Here is a 14820-nt window from a genome sequence, read left to right as displayed (position 1 = left end):
AGATGAAGACGGACAACGTCGAGTACACCACCTTCACCGGATGGGTCGACCCGCCCGGCAACGTCCAGTCCGCCCTGGAAGAGGACATCACCTGTGAGGTCGCCGTCGTGGGTGGCGGCCTGGCCGGGATGTCGACGGCACTGCGACTGGCCGAGCGCGGCCGGGACGTGGTGCTGCTGGAGGCCGAGTTCTGCGGCCACGGCTCCGCCTCGCGCAATGCCGGACAGCTGGCAGGTGCTCCGGGCGGCGACATCCAGTTCCTGAACATCCTCCATCCCAGGAAGTTTCCCGGGATCGTCCGGTTCGCCGAGAACTCCGCGCACTTCGTGGAGCGCCTGATCGAGCGGCTGGACATCGATTGCGACTACGAGGCCACCGGCAACGTCTGCGCCGCGGTGTCCCGTGGGCAGATGGGCCGCGTACGTCGCGTGACCAGGATCCTGCGGAAGGCCGGCGGGAAGGTCGAACTCGGCACCAGTGCCGAGCTGGGCATTCCCCGTGGATTCCTCGGCGGGTTTCGCGAGTCCGTCGGCGGGATGATGAACCCCGGCGAGTTCAGTCTGGGCATCCGCCGCGCCGTCCTCTCGTCGGGCGCCCGTGTCTTCGAACGGACCAGGGTCACCGACATCACGCGGGACGGCGGTCACATCGCCGTCAGGACACCCGGCGGCGAGGTGCGTGCGAACAAGCTCGTGCTCGCCACGAACGCCTTCGGCGGCGAGCTGGCGATCACTCCGAAGCGGCTGTCCGTGCCCATCTGGGTCACCGAGGTGGAGACCGAGCCCATCGATCCCGCGCGCCTGGCCGCGCTCGGCTGGACCAGCCGGTCGGGGGTGGTCACCCAGCACAACTTCATGGAGAACTACCGGCTCACCTCGCGCAACACGATCGTGTTCGGCGTCCGCCGGATCCAGCGGGGGAAGGGCTACCCGCTTCCCCTGAGGAAGCCGGACAAGGCGGTCGTCGCCGACCTCGCACGCGGCTTCGAAACCCGCTTCCCCGCGCTGGCCGACGTCGCAGCCGCCCGGGCCTGGGGCGGATGGATCGGCATCACGACGTCGTGGCTTCCGCTCGCCGGCAGCATCGGCGACGACATCTTCTACTCGGTCGCCTGCAACGGCCACGGCCTGGCCCAGGCGCCGTACCTCGGCTCGCTCATCGCCGACCACATCGTGGACGGCGAACAGCACGAGGACCTGAAGGCTCTCTGGGTGAAGAAGCCCAAGTTCGGGCGCCCCATGATGATGGGCGCTCCGGGGCTGCGGACCATCTGGGCCGTCGACCGTTTCAACGACCTGGTCAACGGCAGCCGGCGCAACGCCCGCCGCGGCGCGGCCCCGGTGAACTGACCGGCCCGGTGACGAAGGGCGGCCCTCGAGCAGGCTCTCCGCCGCGCCCCATGGCCTCGGGGCGCGGCGGAGAGCCGTGCCGGTCGCTGAGAAACGCGACCGTAAGAGGACGGGGTTTTCGTCCCTGGTCAGCACCCCCGGTCTCCTGGCGACGCCTTCGGGCCGGGGTGCGGGGTCGATGAGATGCGGGCGTCGTACGTTGCGGGCAGAGTGGGGAAGGACCTGTTCGTACCGAGGTGGTCCCCTGTGGTCCCGCGTGCTGGAGACGGGACAGAGTGATGCGAGGATTGTCGTGACGTCGGAGTGAGCGATGTTCCGCAGACGGCCGGCCGACAACAGCGAGGACCTCCTGGTCCGGCTCGGGTCGCTGACCGCCATGGCTCGGGAGTTGGCCGAGACGCAGCGTTCCCGTGTCGAGCTTGCCGTGGCCCTGCAGCGCGGCATGCTGCCCTCGGACCTGCCCAGTGTCCCGGGCGCCCGGCTGGCCGTCCGATACGAGCCCGCCAACCACGGGCTCAACGTCGGCGGTGACTGGTACGACGCCTTCTCCCTGCCCGGCGGGCAGATCGGCATGTCCATCGGTGACGTGCAGGGGCACAACATCGAAGCCGCCGCCTTCATGGGACAGGTCCGCGTGGCACTGCGCGCGCTGGCCTCCGTCACCGGAGACCCGGGAGAGCTGCTCGGCCGTACCAACGACCTGCTGATCTCTCTGGGCGCCGACCTCTTCGCCACCTGCACCTTCCTGCGGCTCGACCCCGCTGCCGGCACCCTGGACTGCGCCCGGGCCGGTCACATCCCCCATATCTGGGCCACCGCCGACGGCCGCTCCGGCATCGACGACAGCGAGGGCGGGCCGCCGCTCGGTGTGCTCCGCGACTTCGACTACCCGGCCACGCGCCACCGGCTCACGGCCGACGGTGTCTTCGTCCTCCTGACCGACGGGGTGGTGGAGGGGCCCTCGCTCCACGTCGACGAGGGTCTGGACCGGGTGACGCGGCTCGCCGGGATCACCGCCGTCGCCGGGCTGGACGTCGACGCACTCGCCACCGCCGTCATGAAGCTGGCGTCCACGGTGGGGCACGAGGACGACGCAGCCGTCCTGGTCGTCGGCCATGACGGCGGTCCGGCCCGGCCGACGGTCGAGGAGTGAAGGGGGCTCGCCAGGGGTCGGCCCGCCCCGGTCGGGGCCAGACCGCGGGCCGGTCCGGACTCGTGCCGTACGGCGGCGCCCGACACGCAGGGTCCTTGCCCGGTCGTGGCGGCCCGGCTGGTGTCTGATGGCTGGCGTGTTGGATATTCGGCAGTTCCGGCCCCTTACCGGGGCGGCGCTGATTTCGCTGGCCGTGGCGGTCTGCTACTACGCGGCCGGACGGCTCGGCCTGCTGGGCCGCCTCGTCGTCGAAGACGTGGTGGCCACCCCCATCTGGCCGCCCACGGGCGTCGCCGTCGCCGCCCTGCTGCTGTTCGGTGCGCGGGTCTGGCCCGGGATCGCCCTCGGCTCCTTCCTCGTCATCGCCTCCCTCACCACCCCAGGGCCCACCACAGTGGTCACCGTGATGAGCAACACCGTCGCGCCGCTCTGCGCCTTCCTGCTGCTCAGACGGGTCGGCTTCCGGCTTGACATGGCGCGGCTGCGCGACGGACTCTCGCTGGTCTTCCTCGGCGGGTTCGGCGCCATGCTGATCAGCGCGACCGCGGGGGTCGGACTGCAGGTGGTGACGGGCTCCCTGGACAGGAGCGAGTTCTGGGCCGTGTGGCTGGCCTGGTGGGCGGGCGACACGATGGGGGTTCTGCTCGTCGCTCCGCTCCTGCTCGTACTCGCGGGGGCGACCGGACGGTTCCGGGTGCGGCGCTGGAAGGAGGCGGCCCTTCTAGGGGTGACAACCCTGGTTGTCGTCCCCCTGGCCGTGCTCAGCCCGGTGGGCCTGCTCTTCCTCGTCTTCCCCCTGCTGGTCTGGGCGGCGCTCCGCTTCCAGCTCGCCGGCAGCGTGCTGTGCGCGCTCTTCGCGTCCGTATTCGCCACCTACGAGGCGATCTCCGACCGGGGCGCGTTCTCCCACCTGTCGGACGTCGAGATCATGGTCAAGCTCCAGACGTTCAACGGTTCCGCCGCCCTGACCGCCCTCCTCCTCGCCTCCGTCATCGCCGAGCAGCGTGCGACCCGCCGTTCGGTGCGCCGCGCCTGCGAGGAACTGGCGGAGGTCCTGGAGCACCTCGCGGCGGGCGAGCCCTCCCCGGGCCCCTCCGCCGGGTCCTCGCCCGAGCCCACCGAGAGCAGCGCAGCCCCACCCGGCGGACACCGCGATCCGTGACCCTCCGCGTCCGCGACGGATCCGCTGAGCGGTGGCGAGTGCCCTTCGGGGATGGGATCTGGTTGCCGAAGCGGGGCGGACGTGGCCGTCCATCAGGCTCCGGGTTCGCGACGACGCGGTGGGCCGGTGGGCCGTGTGTGCTTCACGGGCCGGGGGGTGTGGTGGTCTGTTCGTCGGTCATGCGGGCCCTCCAGTCACTGACGTACGCTTCGGGCAGGGAGGCCAGGCGGGCGATCTCCGCGGCCTCTCGTCCGTCGGACCAGGCCAGAATCCGCGTCATGGTGCGGTTACGTGCGGCGCGGAAGTCCTTGAGCATGTTCTCGAGGCGTTCGACTTCCTTGCCCTCGTAGACGAGTTGCTGATCGACGGCGGAGCGTTCCGCGCCGCGCAGTCTGCGGAGATAGGCGGTCAGGCCCGTCAGGGCCAGCCCGTGTGCCTGCGCGGCGTCCTGGAACCTTTCGGCCAGGGAGGCCAGCACGCAGTCGGGCACGTCGGCGAGGGTGGCTCCGAGGGGCTTGGCCGCCTCCCAGGTGGCCCGCCCGGCCTCCGTCGTCTCCAGCCAGGCACAGGCGTCTGTCGGAGTACGGTCGCCACAGGCCCGTGCCCGGTAGGCGTACAGGGCGGCGCGGTGGCCGTAGAAGGTGAAGCCTTCCTCTATCCGCTGGTCGGCGTCGCGGCAGATCCGCCCCGGTACGCCGCCGTAGCCGTCCTGTGGGCTGTAGTCGGCGTAGGCGTCGAGTTCCGCGTCCGTGGCCAGCTCCCAGGAGGGGTCGCACAGCTGGGGGTTGGCGTCCAGGAAGTCACCGACCTCGACGCGCCAGGCCGGGACCGGTGTCGTGCGCGGTCGGGGCCAGCGGAGTTCCCCGGAGCGGTCGAAGGCGGGGGTCGCGGCCTGCTCGATGTCGTCCCAGGCGGTGGCCGCCTCGGCCGACCATTCCAGCTCGCCTTCGGGCCCGGTCCGGTGCATCGAGTCCACGAGTCGCTGCACGGCGGGCAGGACGCGCACCGCGAGCGCGTGCAGTTCCTCGGCGCTGAAGAAGCGCCACGTGCAGCCGCGCTGTTCGTCGTGGCTCAGGTGGCCGAGCAGCTGCACCATGATTCCGGGGTCGAGGACGGCCCCGTCGCCCAGTGCCCTGCGGGGGCTGCCGGGGAGCCGGCTGCCAGAGGACTCGTGCGGGGCCCGCCAGTCGGTGTCGCCGAACCAGACGGCACCGTCGCGGGCGTCCACCGCCAGCCACTGCTGGTAGCCGACTCCCGGGCCGTAACGCTGGTCCTGCTGCTCGGCGTTCTCGTCGTGCCACACGTACTCGGCCGGGGGCGGGTCCAGCTCCACGGCCATGAAGCCGTCCTCGGGGCGGTAGCCGGTGAGGACGTGCGCCGTTCCGGGCGGGCAGTCGGCTGCGGTCATGAGGGGTTTCCTCTCGGTGGAACGTCAACCGCGGCAAACATAGTGCGCCCGTCACACAATAGTTTAACTTTCAGCCACCGCGTCCGATAGTCGGACACGGTGGGAAGTCCGGGGCGTCGGCGGGGTCTACGCGCGTACGACGGCCGCCAAGTTGGCCGCTTTTCACGTAGCCTCCACGATCCGTTCACCCGCACGGCCTCGGGACCCCGTGCCCGTTACGAGAGCGCGGCCAGCGCCTGCGCGGCGAGCATCTCTTCCAGGTCCAGGACGGCGCGCGGGGTGTGCCGGGTGTCGATGCGGACGGCGTAGATGAAGCGGGTCAGCCGCGGCTCGGCCAGGGGGCGGGCCACGACCTGGGTCTGGGTGCGGGGCAGGGCGAGTCGCGGCATGACGGCCACGCACAGGCCCGCGGCCACGAACCCGAGCACGGTGTTGAAGTCGTCCCCCTCGTACTGCAGGCGGGCCTGGAAGCCGGGCGTGTTGGCCATCTGCGAGAGCAGTTCCAGGCGCAGCGCGGCCTCCGGAGCGGCGATCCACGTCTCGGAGGCGAGGCTGGCCAGGTCGATGACCTCCCGGTCGGCCAGGCGGTGGTGTGCCGGGACGACGGCCACCACCGGATCCCGTGCGACCAGCGTCCGGCGCAGCATCCGGGGCGGCGGGACGGGGATGAAGTCGTAGTCGTAGCTCAAGGCCAGGTCCATGTCCCCCCGCTTGAGCCGGTTGTAACCGGCCTCGGGCTCCAGCTGGCTGAGACTGACCTGCACGTGGGGGTAGGCGGCCTGGAGTCGGGCCAGGGCCTGCGGAACGATGCCGGTGGCGGCCGAGGCGAAGGCGCCGAGCCGGATCCGTCCGGCCGTACCGGCGCGCATGGCGCCGAGTTCGGCCGAGGCCGCTGCCAGCGCACTGCGGACGCCCTGCTCCGCGCCGAGGAGGACTTCGCCGGCCGGTGTGGCGCGCACGGGGCGGCGCTCGAGCACCCTGAGGCCGGCGCGGCGTTCGAGTTCGGCGATCTGCTGGGAGACGGCGGGCGGGCTGTAGCCGAGTTCGCGTGCGGCGGCGCTGAACGAGCCGTGCCGTACGACGGCTTCGAGGGTGGCGAGCAGGCGGGGGTCGAGTCCGTGCACGGAGTTAAGGCTCACTTATCTGTCGCGAAGATGTGTTTTCTTGTGATTGGAGATGAACGCCAGCAGGATTCTTACTCGCGGCAGGAAAACGCAAGCCCGCGCCCTCGGCCCGCGAACACCCCTCCCCCGCCGCCCCGGTCACCTCCGCCAGCACCACCGCGTCATCCGCGGCAGCCTCCCGTGGCGGGGGCGTTCGGTTCGGCTCCGGCTGTCGCCGGTCACCCCTCATGCCCCGAAAGGAAGTGGTATGCCCCAGCCACCACTCATCGGAATCACCACCTACCTCGCCCACGCGCAGTGGGGCGAGTGGGACCTTCCCGCCGCGGTGCTGCCCGCGGCCTACGCGGACTGCGTCCGGGCGTCCGGCGGCCGCGCCGTACTGCTGCCGCCGGACGCGCCGGAGGCCGCGGCCGACGTGGTCGACCGGCTGGACGCGATCGTCCTGGCGGGAGGCGAGGACCTCGATCCCGCACTGTACGGGGCCGCGCCCCATCCGTGTACCGGGCCGCCGGTGCGCGAGCGCGACCGGTGGGAACGGGCCGTACTGGCCGCCGGCCTGGCCCGCGACATACCCGTGCTCGGGGTGTGCCGTGGCATGCAGTTGATGAACGTACACGAGGGCGGCACCCTGATTCAGCACCTGCCCGACAGCGTGGGCCACGACGGCCACAACCCCTATCGGGGCCACTTCTGCGCCCACGCCGTGACCACGGTGCCCGGGACACGGGTCGGCGGCCTGCTGCCGGGGACGCACCAGGTCGCCACGCACCATCACCAGGCGGTGGACCGCCTCGGCGCGGGGCTGGTCGTCGCCGCCCGTGCGGCGGACGGCACCGTCGAGGCGATCGAGAGCACCCGGTACCGCTTCGCCGTGGGCGTGCAATGGCACCCGGAGATGGGTGTCGAGGCGCCGGTCGTGCAGGCCCTGGTGGCTGCCGCCGGCTCCGCCGGAGGCACCGGTCCCGCCCCGACGGCCGGACGGGATTCGCGCACGGCGCGAAGCGCGCCGGGCCGGATTTTCCCGACCCAGGTGTCTTGACACCCCGGGGCCCACCCCCACAGGATCACAACGTGAACCTGTCAGACAGCCAGACAGGTGGCTCCCTTCCGCGGCGCGTCAGCGCCATGGAAGCGGTCTTCGGCCACCTGCGCAGCGCCATCGAGCGCGGGGAGTACGTCGTAGGCGACAAGCTGCCCTCCGAAGCCGAGTTGTGCCGCACCCTCGAAGTCAGCCGGCCCGTACTGCGGGAGGCCCTGCGGGCCCTTCAGGCCATGGGGCTGACCGTCTCCAAGAGCGGCAAGGGCACCTTCGTCGTGGCCAACACGGTCGAGGACCCTACGTTCGGCGACTACGCCGCCAGCGACCTGCTGGAGGTGCGGCGGCACGTCGAGATCCCGGTCGCCGGGTACGCCGCACTGCGCCGCACCCCCGAGGACCTGGACCATCTGAGCCATCTGCTGGACAGGATGGAGCAGGAGACCGACACCACCGCGTGGGTGGCGATGGACACCGTCTTCCACCTGGCGGTGGCCGAGGCCTCCCGCAACCCCGTCTTCCGCCGCGTCATCGAGGAGATCCGCGACGCACTGGCGCGTCAGTCGACCTTCCTCAACGAACTGGGCGGCCGGCGCGAGCAGTCCAACTGCGAGCACCGGGCGATCCTGGAGGCCCTGGCCGACGGCAGCGAGCACGACGCGGTGGAAGCCATGTCCCACCACCTGCTACGGGTCGAGACGACCCTCACCGACATCGTGCGCCCCCAGCGCACAACCGCCCTCACGGAAGGCAGACCCGAGGCGTGAGCGAGCAGTTCCTCAAAGACGAGAAGCGCCCCACGACCCGTCACGTCGACGCCGGCGACACCGGCTACAGCAAGTCCCTGAAACCCCGGCACGTCAACATGATCGCCATCGGCGGTGCGATCGGCACCGGCCTCTTCCTCGGTGCGGGCGGACGCCTCGCCGACGCCGGTCCCTCCCTGTTCGTCGCCTACGCCGTCTGCGGGGTCTTCGCGTTCCTCGTCGTGCGCGCGCTCGGCGAACTGGTCCTGTACCGGCCGTCCTCCGGCGCCTTCGTCTCCTACGCCCGGGAGTTCCTCGGGGAGAAGGGCGCCTACACCGCGGGCTGGATGTACTTCCTGAACTGGGCGACCACCGGCATCGCCGACATCACCGCCGTCGCCACGTACACCCACTACTGGCGCCTGTTCTCCGACGTCCCCCAGTGGGTGATCGCCCTCATAGCCCTGGCCGTGGTCCTCACCGTGAACCTCATCTCGGTGCGGATCTTCGGCGAGATGGAGTTCTGGTTCGCCATCGTCAAGGTCAGTGCCCTGGTCGTCTTCATGGGGATCGGGATCTTCCTCCTGGCGACCCGGTACCCCGTCGACGGCGCCGTCCCGGGTCCGGCCCTGATCACCGACAACGGCGGGATCTTCCCCAACGGCCTGCTCCCCATGCTGCTGATCATCCAGGGCGTCGTCTTCGCCTACGCCTCCGTCGAACTGGTCGGCGTCACGGCCGGTGAGACCGAGAAGCCCGAGGAGATCATGCCCAAGGCGATCAACTCGATCATGTGGCGGGTGGGCCTCTTCTACGTCGGCTCCGTCGTCCTGCTGTCGATGCTGATGCCCTGGAACGGCTACAGCGCCGGCCAGAGCCCGTTCGTGACCGTGCTCTCCCACATCGGCGTCCCCGCGGCCGGCGACGTGATGAACCTGGTCGTCCTCACCGCGGCCATGTCGTCGCTCAACTCCGGCCTCTACTCCACCGGCCGCATCCTGCGCTCGATGGCCGTCAACGGCTCCGCCCCGCGCTTCACCGCCCGGCTCAGCCGCACCCAGGTCCCCTACGGTGGCATCCTCCTCACCAGCGGCATGTGCGTCCTGGGCGTCGGGCTCAACTTCGTGGTCCCCGCGGACGCGTTCGAGATCGTCCTCAACCTCGCCGCGATCGGCATCCTCGCCACCTGGGGCATGATCATGATCTGCCACCTCCTCTTCTGGCGGAAGACCCGCAGCGGCGAACTCACCCGCCCCTCCTACCGCCTGCCCGGCTCCCCGTGGACCGAACTCGTGACGCTGGCCTTCCTCGCCTCCGTCCTGGTCCTCATGTACGCCGACGGAGGGGCCGCGCGCACCACCGTGCTGTGCGTGCCACTGATCGCCGCGGCACTGGTCGCCGGCTGGTACGCGGTCCGCGGCCGCGTGGCGCGCGCCGCCGCCGGGAGCGACGACTGAGCCGGACGCCGCCCGTCCTGCTGACCGGGGGTGGCGGTCGCCGCCCCCGGTCAGCAGCGACCCACCACAGAACGGGGCAGTCCGGGCCACCCGGGCTGATTGTCGGCGAACTCACTCCTTCGGGTAGCCGCGACCGCCGCACCGTCACGGCTCTCCCCCGGCTCGGTTACCTGGAACGTACTCACTGAGCCAGGCCCGGCACCGACGGGCCGCACGAGACAGGTGACGGGCATGCGCACTGAGGCCGCCAAGCGGGTCGAGCTGGTCTTCTCCCTCTTCGACGCCAACGGCAACGGAGTCATCGACTCCGGCGACTTCGACCTCATGACGGAACGCGTTCTGGAGGCGGCGGTCGCCTCGGACACCGATGCCAGGCACGCCATCCAGGCCGCGTTCCGCCGCTACTGGACGACGCTGGCCACCGAGCTGGACACCAACGGCGACGGCGTGATCACCATCGAGGAGTTCCGCCCCTTCGTGCTCGACCCCGAGCGCTTCGGCCCCACGGTCACCGAGTTCGCCAGGGCGCTGTCCGCACTCGGCGACCCGGACGGGGACGGCCTGATCGAGCGCCCGCTCTTCATGTCGCTGATGACGGCGATCGGCTTCGAGGAGGCGAACATCCACGCGCTCTTCGACGCCTTCGGCCCGGACGCCGCGGACCGCATCACCGTGGCCACGTGGGCCGCCGGCATCGAGGACTACTACGCACCGGACCTGGCCGGGATTCCCGGTGACCGGCTGGTGGGCGCCCCGGCCGTGTGACACGGCCCGGCAGGGAGAGTCCCGGACGGCTTCGGTCGTCCCGGGACTCTCCGGCGGCCCGGCGGACGTCAGGGCCCGGGCTTGTGGGCGAAGACCCACCGGTTGCCCTCCAGGGCGTCGTTCGGCTCGGGAAGGGGACCGCGTCCGTGCCGGCGGGTGAAGTCGAAGGGCGTGTGCATCGAGGTGGACCAGCCCTTGGCCGTCAGGTGACCCGCCGAGTCGGGGCGCGGTCCCAGGTCGAAGAGGTCGAGCAGGTCGATGCCGATCTGTTCCCGCGTCGCCGTGTAGATCGCGCTGTCCCGGTACGCCAGCAGGTCCTTCTCCAGCTTGGCCTCGAAGGCCAGGGCGCTGCCGCCGGTGGTCAGCCGGTCCACCGTGTCGATGAGGTACGTCTCGGCGGGGCTCGGCAGGTAGAAGAGCAGCCCCTCGGCCAGCCAGACGCTCGGTGCGGCCGGGTCGAAGCCGGTGGAGGTCAGCGCGGTCACCCAGTCCGCGCGCAGGTCGACCGGTACCGGGACGCGCTTCACCCTCGGGGCGGCCGACAGGTCGGTGAGCACCTGGTGTTTGAAGCCCAGCACACCGGCCCTGTCGATCTCGAAGACAACGCAGTCGGACGGCAGGTCCAGCCGGAAGGCACGCGTGTCAAGTCCAGCGCCCAGCAGGACCACTTGACGGGCACCGTCGTGGACCGACCCGAGGACGAAGTCGTCGAGGACCCGGGTCCGCAGCCCGAAGTAGCGGGCGAACCTGCCCCACAGGGGGTTGTCGTCCCCCTCCCGGACCTGCTCGACGCGTACCGGCCAGTCCGCGCACGCCGGGGCCGCGCGTACGAAGTGTTCGGCGTGGACGTCCTGGGCCAGACTGTCGTGGCGGTGGGTCTCGATCGCCCGGGCCGCTGCGACCAGGAGGGCGGTCAGCCCCACACCTCCGTCCACGCCTTCCGCATCAGCCGGCGGAGTCGACGCGGCGGCCGTTTCTCCTCCGGTGGCCGGATCGGGGGACTCCTTGGTATGCGGGGACTCCTTGGTGAGGGAGGTTTCGCTCATCGGTCTCTTCTTTCCGGCAGCAGGACGGGTTTGACCACGCGGCCGGCGTCGCAGTCGCGTTCGGCCTCGTTGATGTCGGCCAGCGGGTAGGTGCGGATCAGCTGGTCGAAGGGGAAGCGGCCGGCCTGCCACAGGCCGGTGAGCCGGGGTATCAGCAGCCCGGGTACCGCGTCGCCCTCGCAGATGTGGCGGATGCCCCGGCCCCGGTCGAGCGTGCCCGGTTCGAGCGGCAGCGGGGTGTGGAGGCGTGCCACGAGGCCGAGGGTGCCGGTGGGGCGCAGTGCGTGGAGGGCGTCGTTGATGAGCGGGGCCGAGGCCGTGGTGTCCAGGGCGTACTGGGCTCCGCCGTCGGTCAGTCGGCGGATCCGCTCGGGCAGTCCGTGCGCTCCGGCGGACAGCGGGGTCGCACCGAACCGTTCGGCCAGGTCGAGGCGTTCGGGGTGCCGGTCGACGGCCACGGTCCGCACGCCGGCGGCGGCGGCCGCCATCACGGCGGCCAGGCCCACGGCTCCCGCGCCGAGGACCACGAGGGTGTCGCCGGGTCCCGCGGCGAAGGTGTTCAGCACGGCTCCGGCACCGGTGAGGAAGCCGCAGCCGAGCGGCCCGAGCAGTTCGAGCGGCAGGGCGGGGTCGACCCGGACGGCGTTGCGGGCCGGGACGAGCGCGTACGCCGCGAAGGAGGACTGGCCGAACCACCGGGGAGCCAGCCCCTTTCCGGTCGCGTCGGTGAGTCGCGGTGGATCCTCCTCGCGCCCGCCGAAGAGGTTGAGGGAGGCGAAGGAGTCGCAATAGGCGGGGGCGGCGGCGCTGCAGTTCCGGCAGTGCCCGCAGGAGTCGAAGCTCAGCACGACGTGGTCGCCGACGCCGAGCGCGACACCGGGGCCACCGCCCGTCGCCACCACGACCCCGGAGCCCTCATGGCCGAGGACCGCCGGGAGCGGGCTGCGGCCGGCCGATCGCCGTACCGCGAGGTCGGTGCGGCACATCCCGGCTCCCGCGACCTCCACCAGGATCTCGCCGGGGCCGGGCTCCGCACTCAGGGCCACCTCCTCGATCGTGAAGGGGTCCTCGTACGAGCGCAGCACGGCCGCCCGGAACCTCGTCGTCACGCTTCCTCCTCCCGCGGCCGGTGGACGACGAACGGCCGGAGGTTGCCGTAGAGGCCCCACGGGCCGCCCGCGACGCCGACGCCGCTGTCCTTGACGCCCGCGAAGGGCTGGGCGAGGGAGAGTTCGGCGTGGTGGTTGATCCAGGCCGTGCCGCATTCCAGCCGGTCGGCCACCGCCCCGGCCCGGTCGAGATCGGTGCCCCAGACGGATCCGCCGAGACCGAAGCCGGTGCCGTTGGCCGCGTCGACGGCCTCGTCGAGGTTCCGGTACGGCAGTACCGGCAGGACCGGTCCGAACTGTTCCTCGGTCACCACCGGGCTGTCGGGCGGGACGTCGGTGAGGATCGTGGGGGCGAAGAAGTAGCCCGCTCCGTCGAGTCGTTGGCCGCCTGCCGCGGCCCGGGCGCCGTCCGCCAGGGCCCGCCGCGTGACCTGCTCGATCCGGGCCAGCTGGTGAGCGTTGTTGACCGGGCCGATCCGGGTGTCCGGGTCGAGTCCGGATCCGACCGGGACGCTCTTCGCGCGCTGGGCGAGGGCTTCGACGACCTCGGCGTGGAGCCGGGCGGGGGCGTAGACGCGTTTGACCGCCATGCAGACCTGTCCGCAGTTGCGGAACGCGGCCCAGAACAGCCGGTCCGCGATCCGTTCCACGTCGACGTCGTCCAGGAGGACGGCGGCGTCGTTGCCGCCCAGTTCCAGGGTGACCCGGGCGAGCGAGGCCGCAGCACCCTGGGCGACGGCCCGGCCGGTGGGCACCGAGCCGGTGAAGGTGACATGACGGATGCCCGGGTGGGCGGCGAGCCGGGCACCGAGGGGCTCGCGGCCGGTGACGACGGTCAGGACGTCCTCGGGCAGGACGGCGGCGAGGACGTGGCCGAGCAGCCGGGTGGCGAGCGGGGTGTGGGGGGAGGGTTTGAGGACCACCGTGTTGCCGGCCGCGAGGGCGGGCGCGAACTTCGCCGCCGCGAGCTGGATCGGGAAGTTCCACGGCACGATCGCGGCGACGGGCCCGACGGGCCGCCAGCGGACCTCGCTGTGCACGGGCCGGCCGTCGTCGATCCGGCGGGTCCTGGGGGCCAGGTCGGCGAAGTAGCGCAGCCGGGCCGCCGTACGGGCGATTTCGGCGTACGACTCGGCCAGGGGCTTGCCCTGTTCCCGCGTGAGCAGCCGGGCGAGGTCGTCGTCGGCCGTTTCCACGGCGTCGGCGGCGGCGCGCAGGGCGGTGGTGCGGGCTGCGGGGTCGGCGCGCCAGCCGTGCCAGGCCCGGTGGGCCCGGGCGATCGCCTCGTCCAGCTCGTCCGGCTGCTGGTCGGGGGCCTCGTCGAAGGCCTCCTCGGTGGCCGGGTCGACGACGGCGAGGGGTGCGGCACGATGCCCGGGGACACGATCGGCTTGTGGCGTCGGCATCCGGGTGGTCAGCTCACGGCCGTGGTGCCGACGGCGTGTTCCCGGGCCTGCCGGTCCATCTCGGCCCGGAAGGCGGCGACCAGATGCGGCTGGATCCTCCCGGCATTGCGGTCGCCGCCGGCGCAGACGGCTCCTCGCACGCCCACGATGTCCGTGCCGATGCGGGTCAGCGGACCGAGATCGGCCTGTGTGACGCTGCCCGCGAGGGCGGCGAGCAGACCGGACGCGTGGGCGCGCCGGACGAACTCGGCGCAGGCGTCGGGCGGAACGTGGTCGAAGAGCCGCGTGCCATCCTTGATCGCGGTGTCCAGCATGGCCGCGTCGGCACCGGCGCGGGCGGCGATGTCGGGCAGGGCGAACGGGTTGACGCAGCCGATGCGGTGGGCGTCGGCGTAGCCCGAGGCGACCACGAGCGCCTCCGGGCGGTGGTCCTTCACCGCCCGGACGACCGCCCGCATGACCTCGACGCCCTGCTCGGGAGTCGTGCAGCCGTACAGGCCGACCTTGATGTACGTGGCGCCGGAGACGACCGCCCCGAGCGCGGCCTGCGCGACCGTGCCGGGCTTGTACGGCACGTCGCCGACGGTGGCGGACACCGGCTTGTCCGCCGGCACCGCGTCGCGGATCTCCCGGATGACCCAGGGGAAGTTGGCGCCCAGCGAGCCCTCGTCGGGCTTCTTGACGTCGACGATGTCGAGGTGTTCCGCGGCCTTCGCACAGTCGAGGGCTTCCTCGACACCGTCCGGGGAGATGAGAAGCAACACCATGAGCTCCTTCCGCCGCATGCCCGCCTGGCCGAGGACAGGGGTGCGGATCACCTGGTTCACCTGCGGTGCGCTCATCCTTTCCGTCGCCCCGCGGGCACGGGTAGGGCGCGCGGAGCTCCCCGGAGGTGCGTGGAGGGCGCGCGCACGACGCGCTGTGCACCGGCGTGGGCCCGCGGGGGGCGGGGGGCGCCCCCCCCCCCCCCCCCACAGCCCCTCGGGTATAGGCAGGCCCCGCGCACCCCGCCCCGCCCGCCCCGCCCCACGCCGGGCCATGGCGGCGACGCGGCTGCCC

General features: G+C 71.9%; 13 protein-coding genes. 7 read left to right on the top strand and 6 right to left on the bottom strand.

The features are described 5' to 3' along the window. The first annotated feature begins 2 nt into the window (after window positions 1-2). The 3 genes from ACFYU9_RS03255 to ACFYU9_RS03245 all read left to right on the top strand — a co-directional run bounded on the left by ACFYU9_RS03255 (window position 3) and on the right by ACFYU9_RS03245 (window position 3664). Entirely contained in the window at window positions 3-1349 is a 1347-nt protein-coding gene (locus ACFYU9_RS03255) for an NAD(P)/FAD-dependent oxidoreductase (protein ID WP_389341871.1), read from the top strand. A 310-nt stretch (window positions 1350-1659) separates the two neighbouring features. After that, window positions 1660-2502 carry a PP2C family protein-serine/threonine phosphatase gene (locus tag ACFYU9_RS03250; RefSeq protein ID WP_389217899.1) on the top strand — a complete coding sequence of 281 codons (843 nt, stop codon included), beginning with the start codon at window positions 1660-1662 and terminating at the stop codon, window positions 2500-2502. 127 nt (window positions 2503-2629) lie between these two features. After that, a complete protein-coding gene (locus ACFYU9_RS03245) occupies window positions 2630-3664 on the top strand; it encodes an MASE1 domain-containing protein (protein WP_389341868.1) in 1035 nt (344 codons plus the stop codon). 142 nt (window positions 3665-3806) lie between these two features. Here the strand turns inward: ACFYU9_RS03245 and ACFYU9_RS03240 are convergent, their stop codons facing one another. Further along, window positions 3807-5072, bottom strand: coding sequence for a hypothetical protein (locus ACFYU9_RS03240; protein WP_389341865.1), 1266 nt, complete (start codon window positions 5070-5072; stop codon window positions 3807-3809). A gap of 215 nt (window positions 5073-5287) precedes the next feature. Further along, window positions 5288-6196, bottom strand: coding sequence for a LysR family transcriptional regulator (locus tag ACFYU9_RS03235; RefSeq protein WP_389217889.1), 909 nt, complete (start codon window positions 6194-6196; stop codon window positions 5288-5290). A 247-nt stretch (window positions 6197-6443) separates the two neighbouring features. Between ACFYU9_RS03235 and ACFYU9_RS03230 the strand changes: the two genes are divergently transcribed. From ACFYU9_RS03230 to ACFYU9_RS03215, 4 genes are all read left to right on the top strand, one after another. Then, window positions 6444-7235 (top strand): gamma-glutamyl-gamma-aminobutyrate hydrolase family protein, encoded by a 792-nt coding sequence (locus tag ACFYU9_RS03230; protein ID WP_389341862.1) that lies wholly within the window; start codon window positions 6444-6446, stop codon window positions 7233-7235. A 32-nt stretch (window positions 7236-7267) separates the two neighbouring features. Next, window positions 7268-7999: a FadR/GntR family transcriptional regulator gene (locus ACFYU9_RS03225; RefSeq protein WP_389217883.1), complete on the top strand. Its 732-nt coding sequence runs from the start codon at window positions 7268-7270 to the stop codon at window positions 7997-7999. Beyond that, window positions 7996-9435 (top strand): amino acid permease, encoded by a 1440-nt coding sequence (locus tag ACFYU9_RS03220; RefSeq protein WP_389341859.1) that lies wholly within the window; start codon window positions 7996-7998, stop codon window positions 9433-9435. The genes ACFYU9_RS03225 and ACFYU9_RS03220 overlap by 4 nt, the downstream gene beginning before the upstream one ends. Before the next feature lie 231 nt (window positions 9436-9666). After that, window positions 9667-10200 carry an EF-hand domain-containing protein gene (locus ACFYU9_RS03215; protein WP_389341856.1) on the top strand — a complete coding sequence of 178 codons (534 nt, stop codon included), beginning with the start codon at window positions 9667-9669 and terminating at the stop codon, window positions 10198-10200. Window positions 10201-10268: 68 nt separating this feature from the next. On the opposite strand, the gene ACFYU9_RS03210 is transcribed toward ACFYU9_RS03215, so the two are convergent. The 4 genes from ACFYU9_RS03210 to ACFYU9_RS03195 are packed head-to-tail and all read right to left on the bottom strand — an operon-like array spanning window position 10269 to window position 14525. Beyond that, window positions 10269-11246, bottom strand: coding sequence for a class I SAM-dependent methyltransferase (locus tag ACFYU9_RS03210; protein WP_389341853.1), 978 nt, complete (start codon window positions 11244-11246; stop codon window positions 10269-10271). Beyond that, complete coding sequence (locus ACFYU9_RS03205) at window positions 11243-12355, bottom strand: NAD(P)-dependent alcohol dehydrogenase (RefSeq protein ID WP_389217871.1); 1113 nt, start codon at window positions 12353-12355, stop codon at window positions 11243-11245. Before ACFYU9_RS03205 ends, ACFYU9_RS03210 begins: the two co-directional genes overlap by 4 nt. Next, window positions 12352-13761, bottom strand: coding sequence for an aldehyde dehydrogenase family protein (locus ACFYU9_RS03200; protein ID WP_389341850.1), 1410 nt, complete (start codon window positions 13759-13761; stop codon window positions 12352-12354). The genes ACFYU9_RS03205 and ACFYU9_RS03200 overlap by 4 nt, the downstream gene beginning before the upstream one ends. An 8-nt stretch (window positions 13762-13769) precedes the next feature. Continuing rightward, window positions 13770-14525, bottom strand: a complete 756-nt coding sequence (locus ACFYU9_RS03195; protein WP_389342966.1) for a (5-formylfuran-3-yl)methyl phosphate synthase — start codon at window positions 14523-14525, stop codon at window positions 13770-13772. Between the last annotated feature and the right edge of the window lie 295 nt (window positions 14526-14820).

This window comes from Streptomyces sp. NPDC004327 (assembly GCF_042873935.1).
Taxonomy (GTDB): Bacteria; Actinomycetota; Actinomycetes; order Streptomycetales; family Streptomycetaceae; genus Streptomyces.
This window is presented reverse-complemented; position numbering and strand designations above follow the sequence as displayed.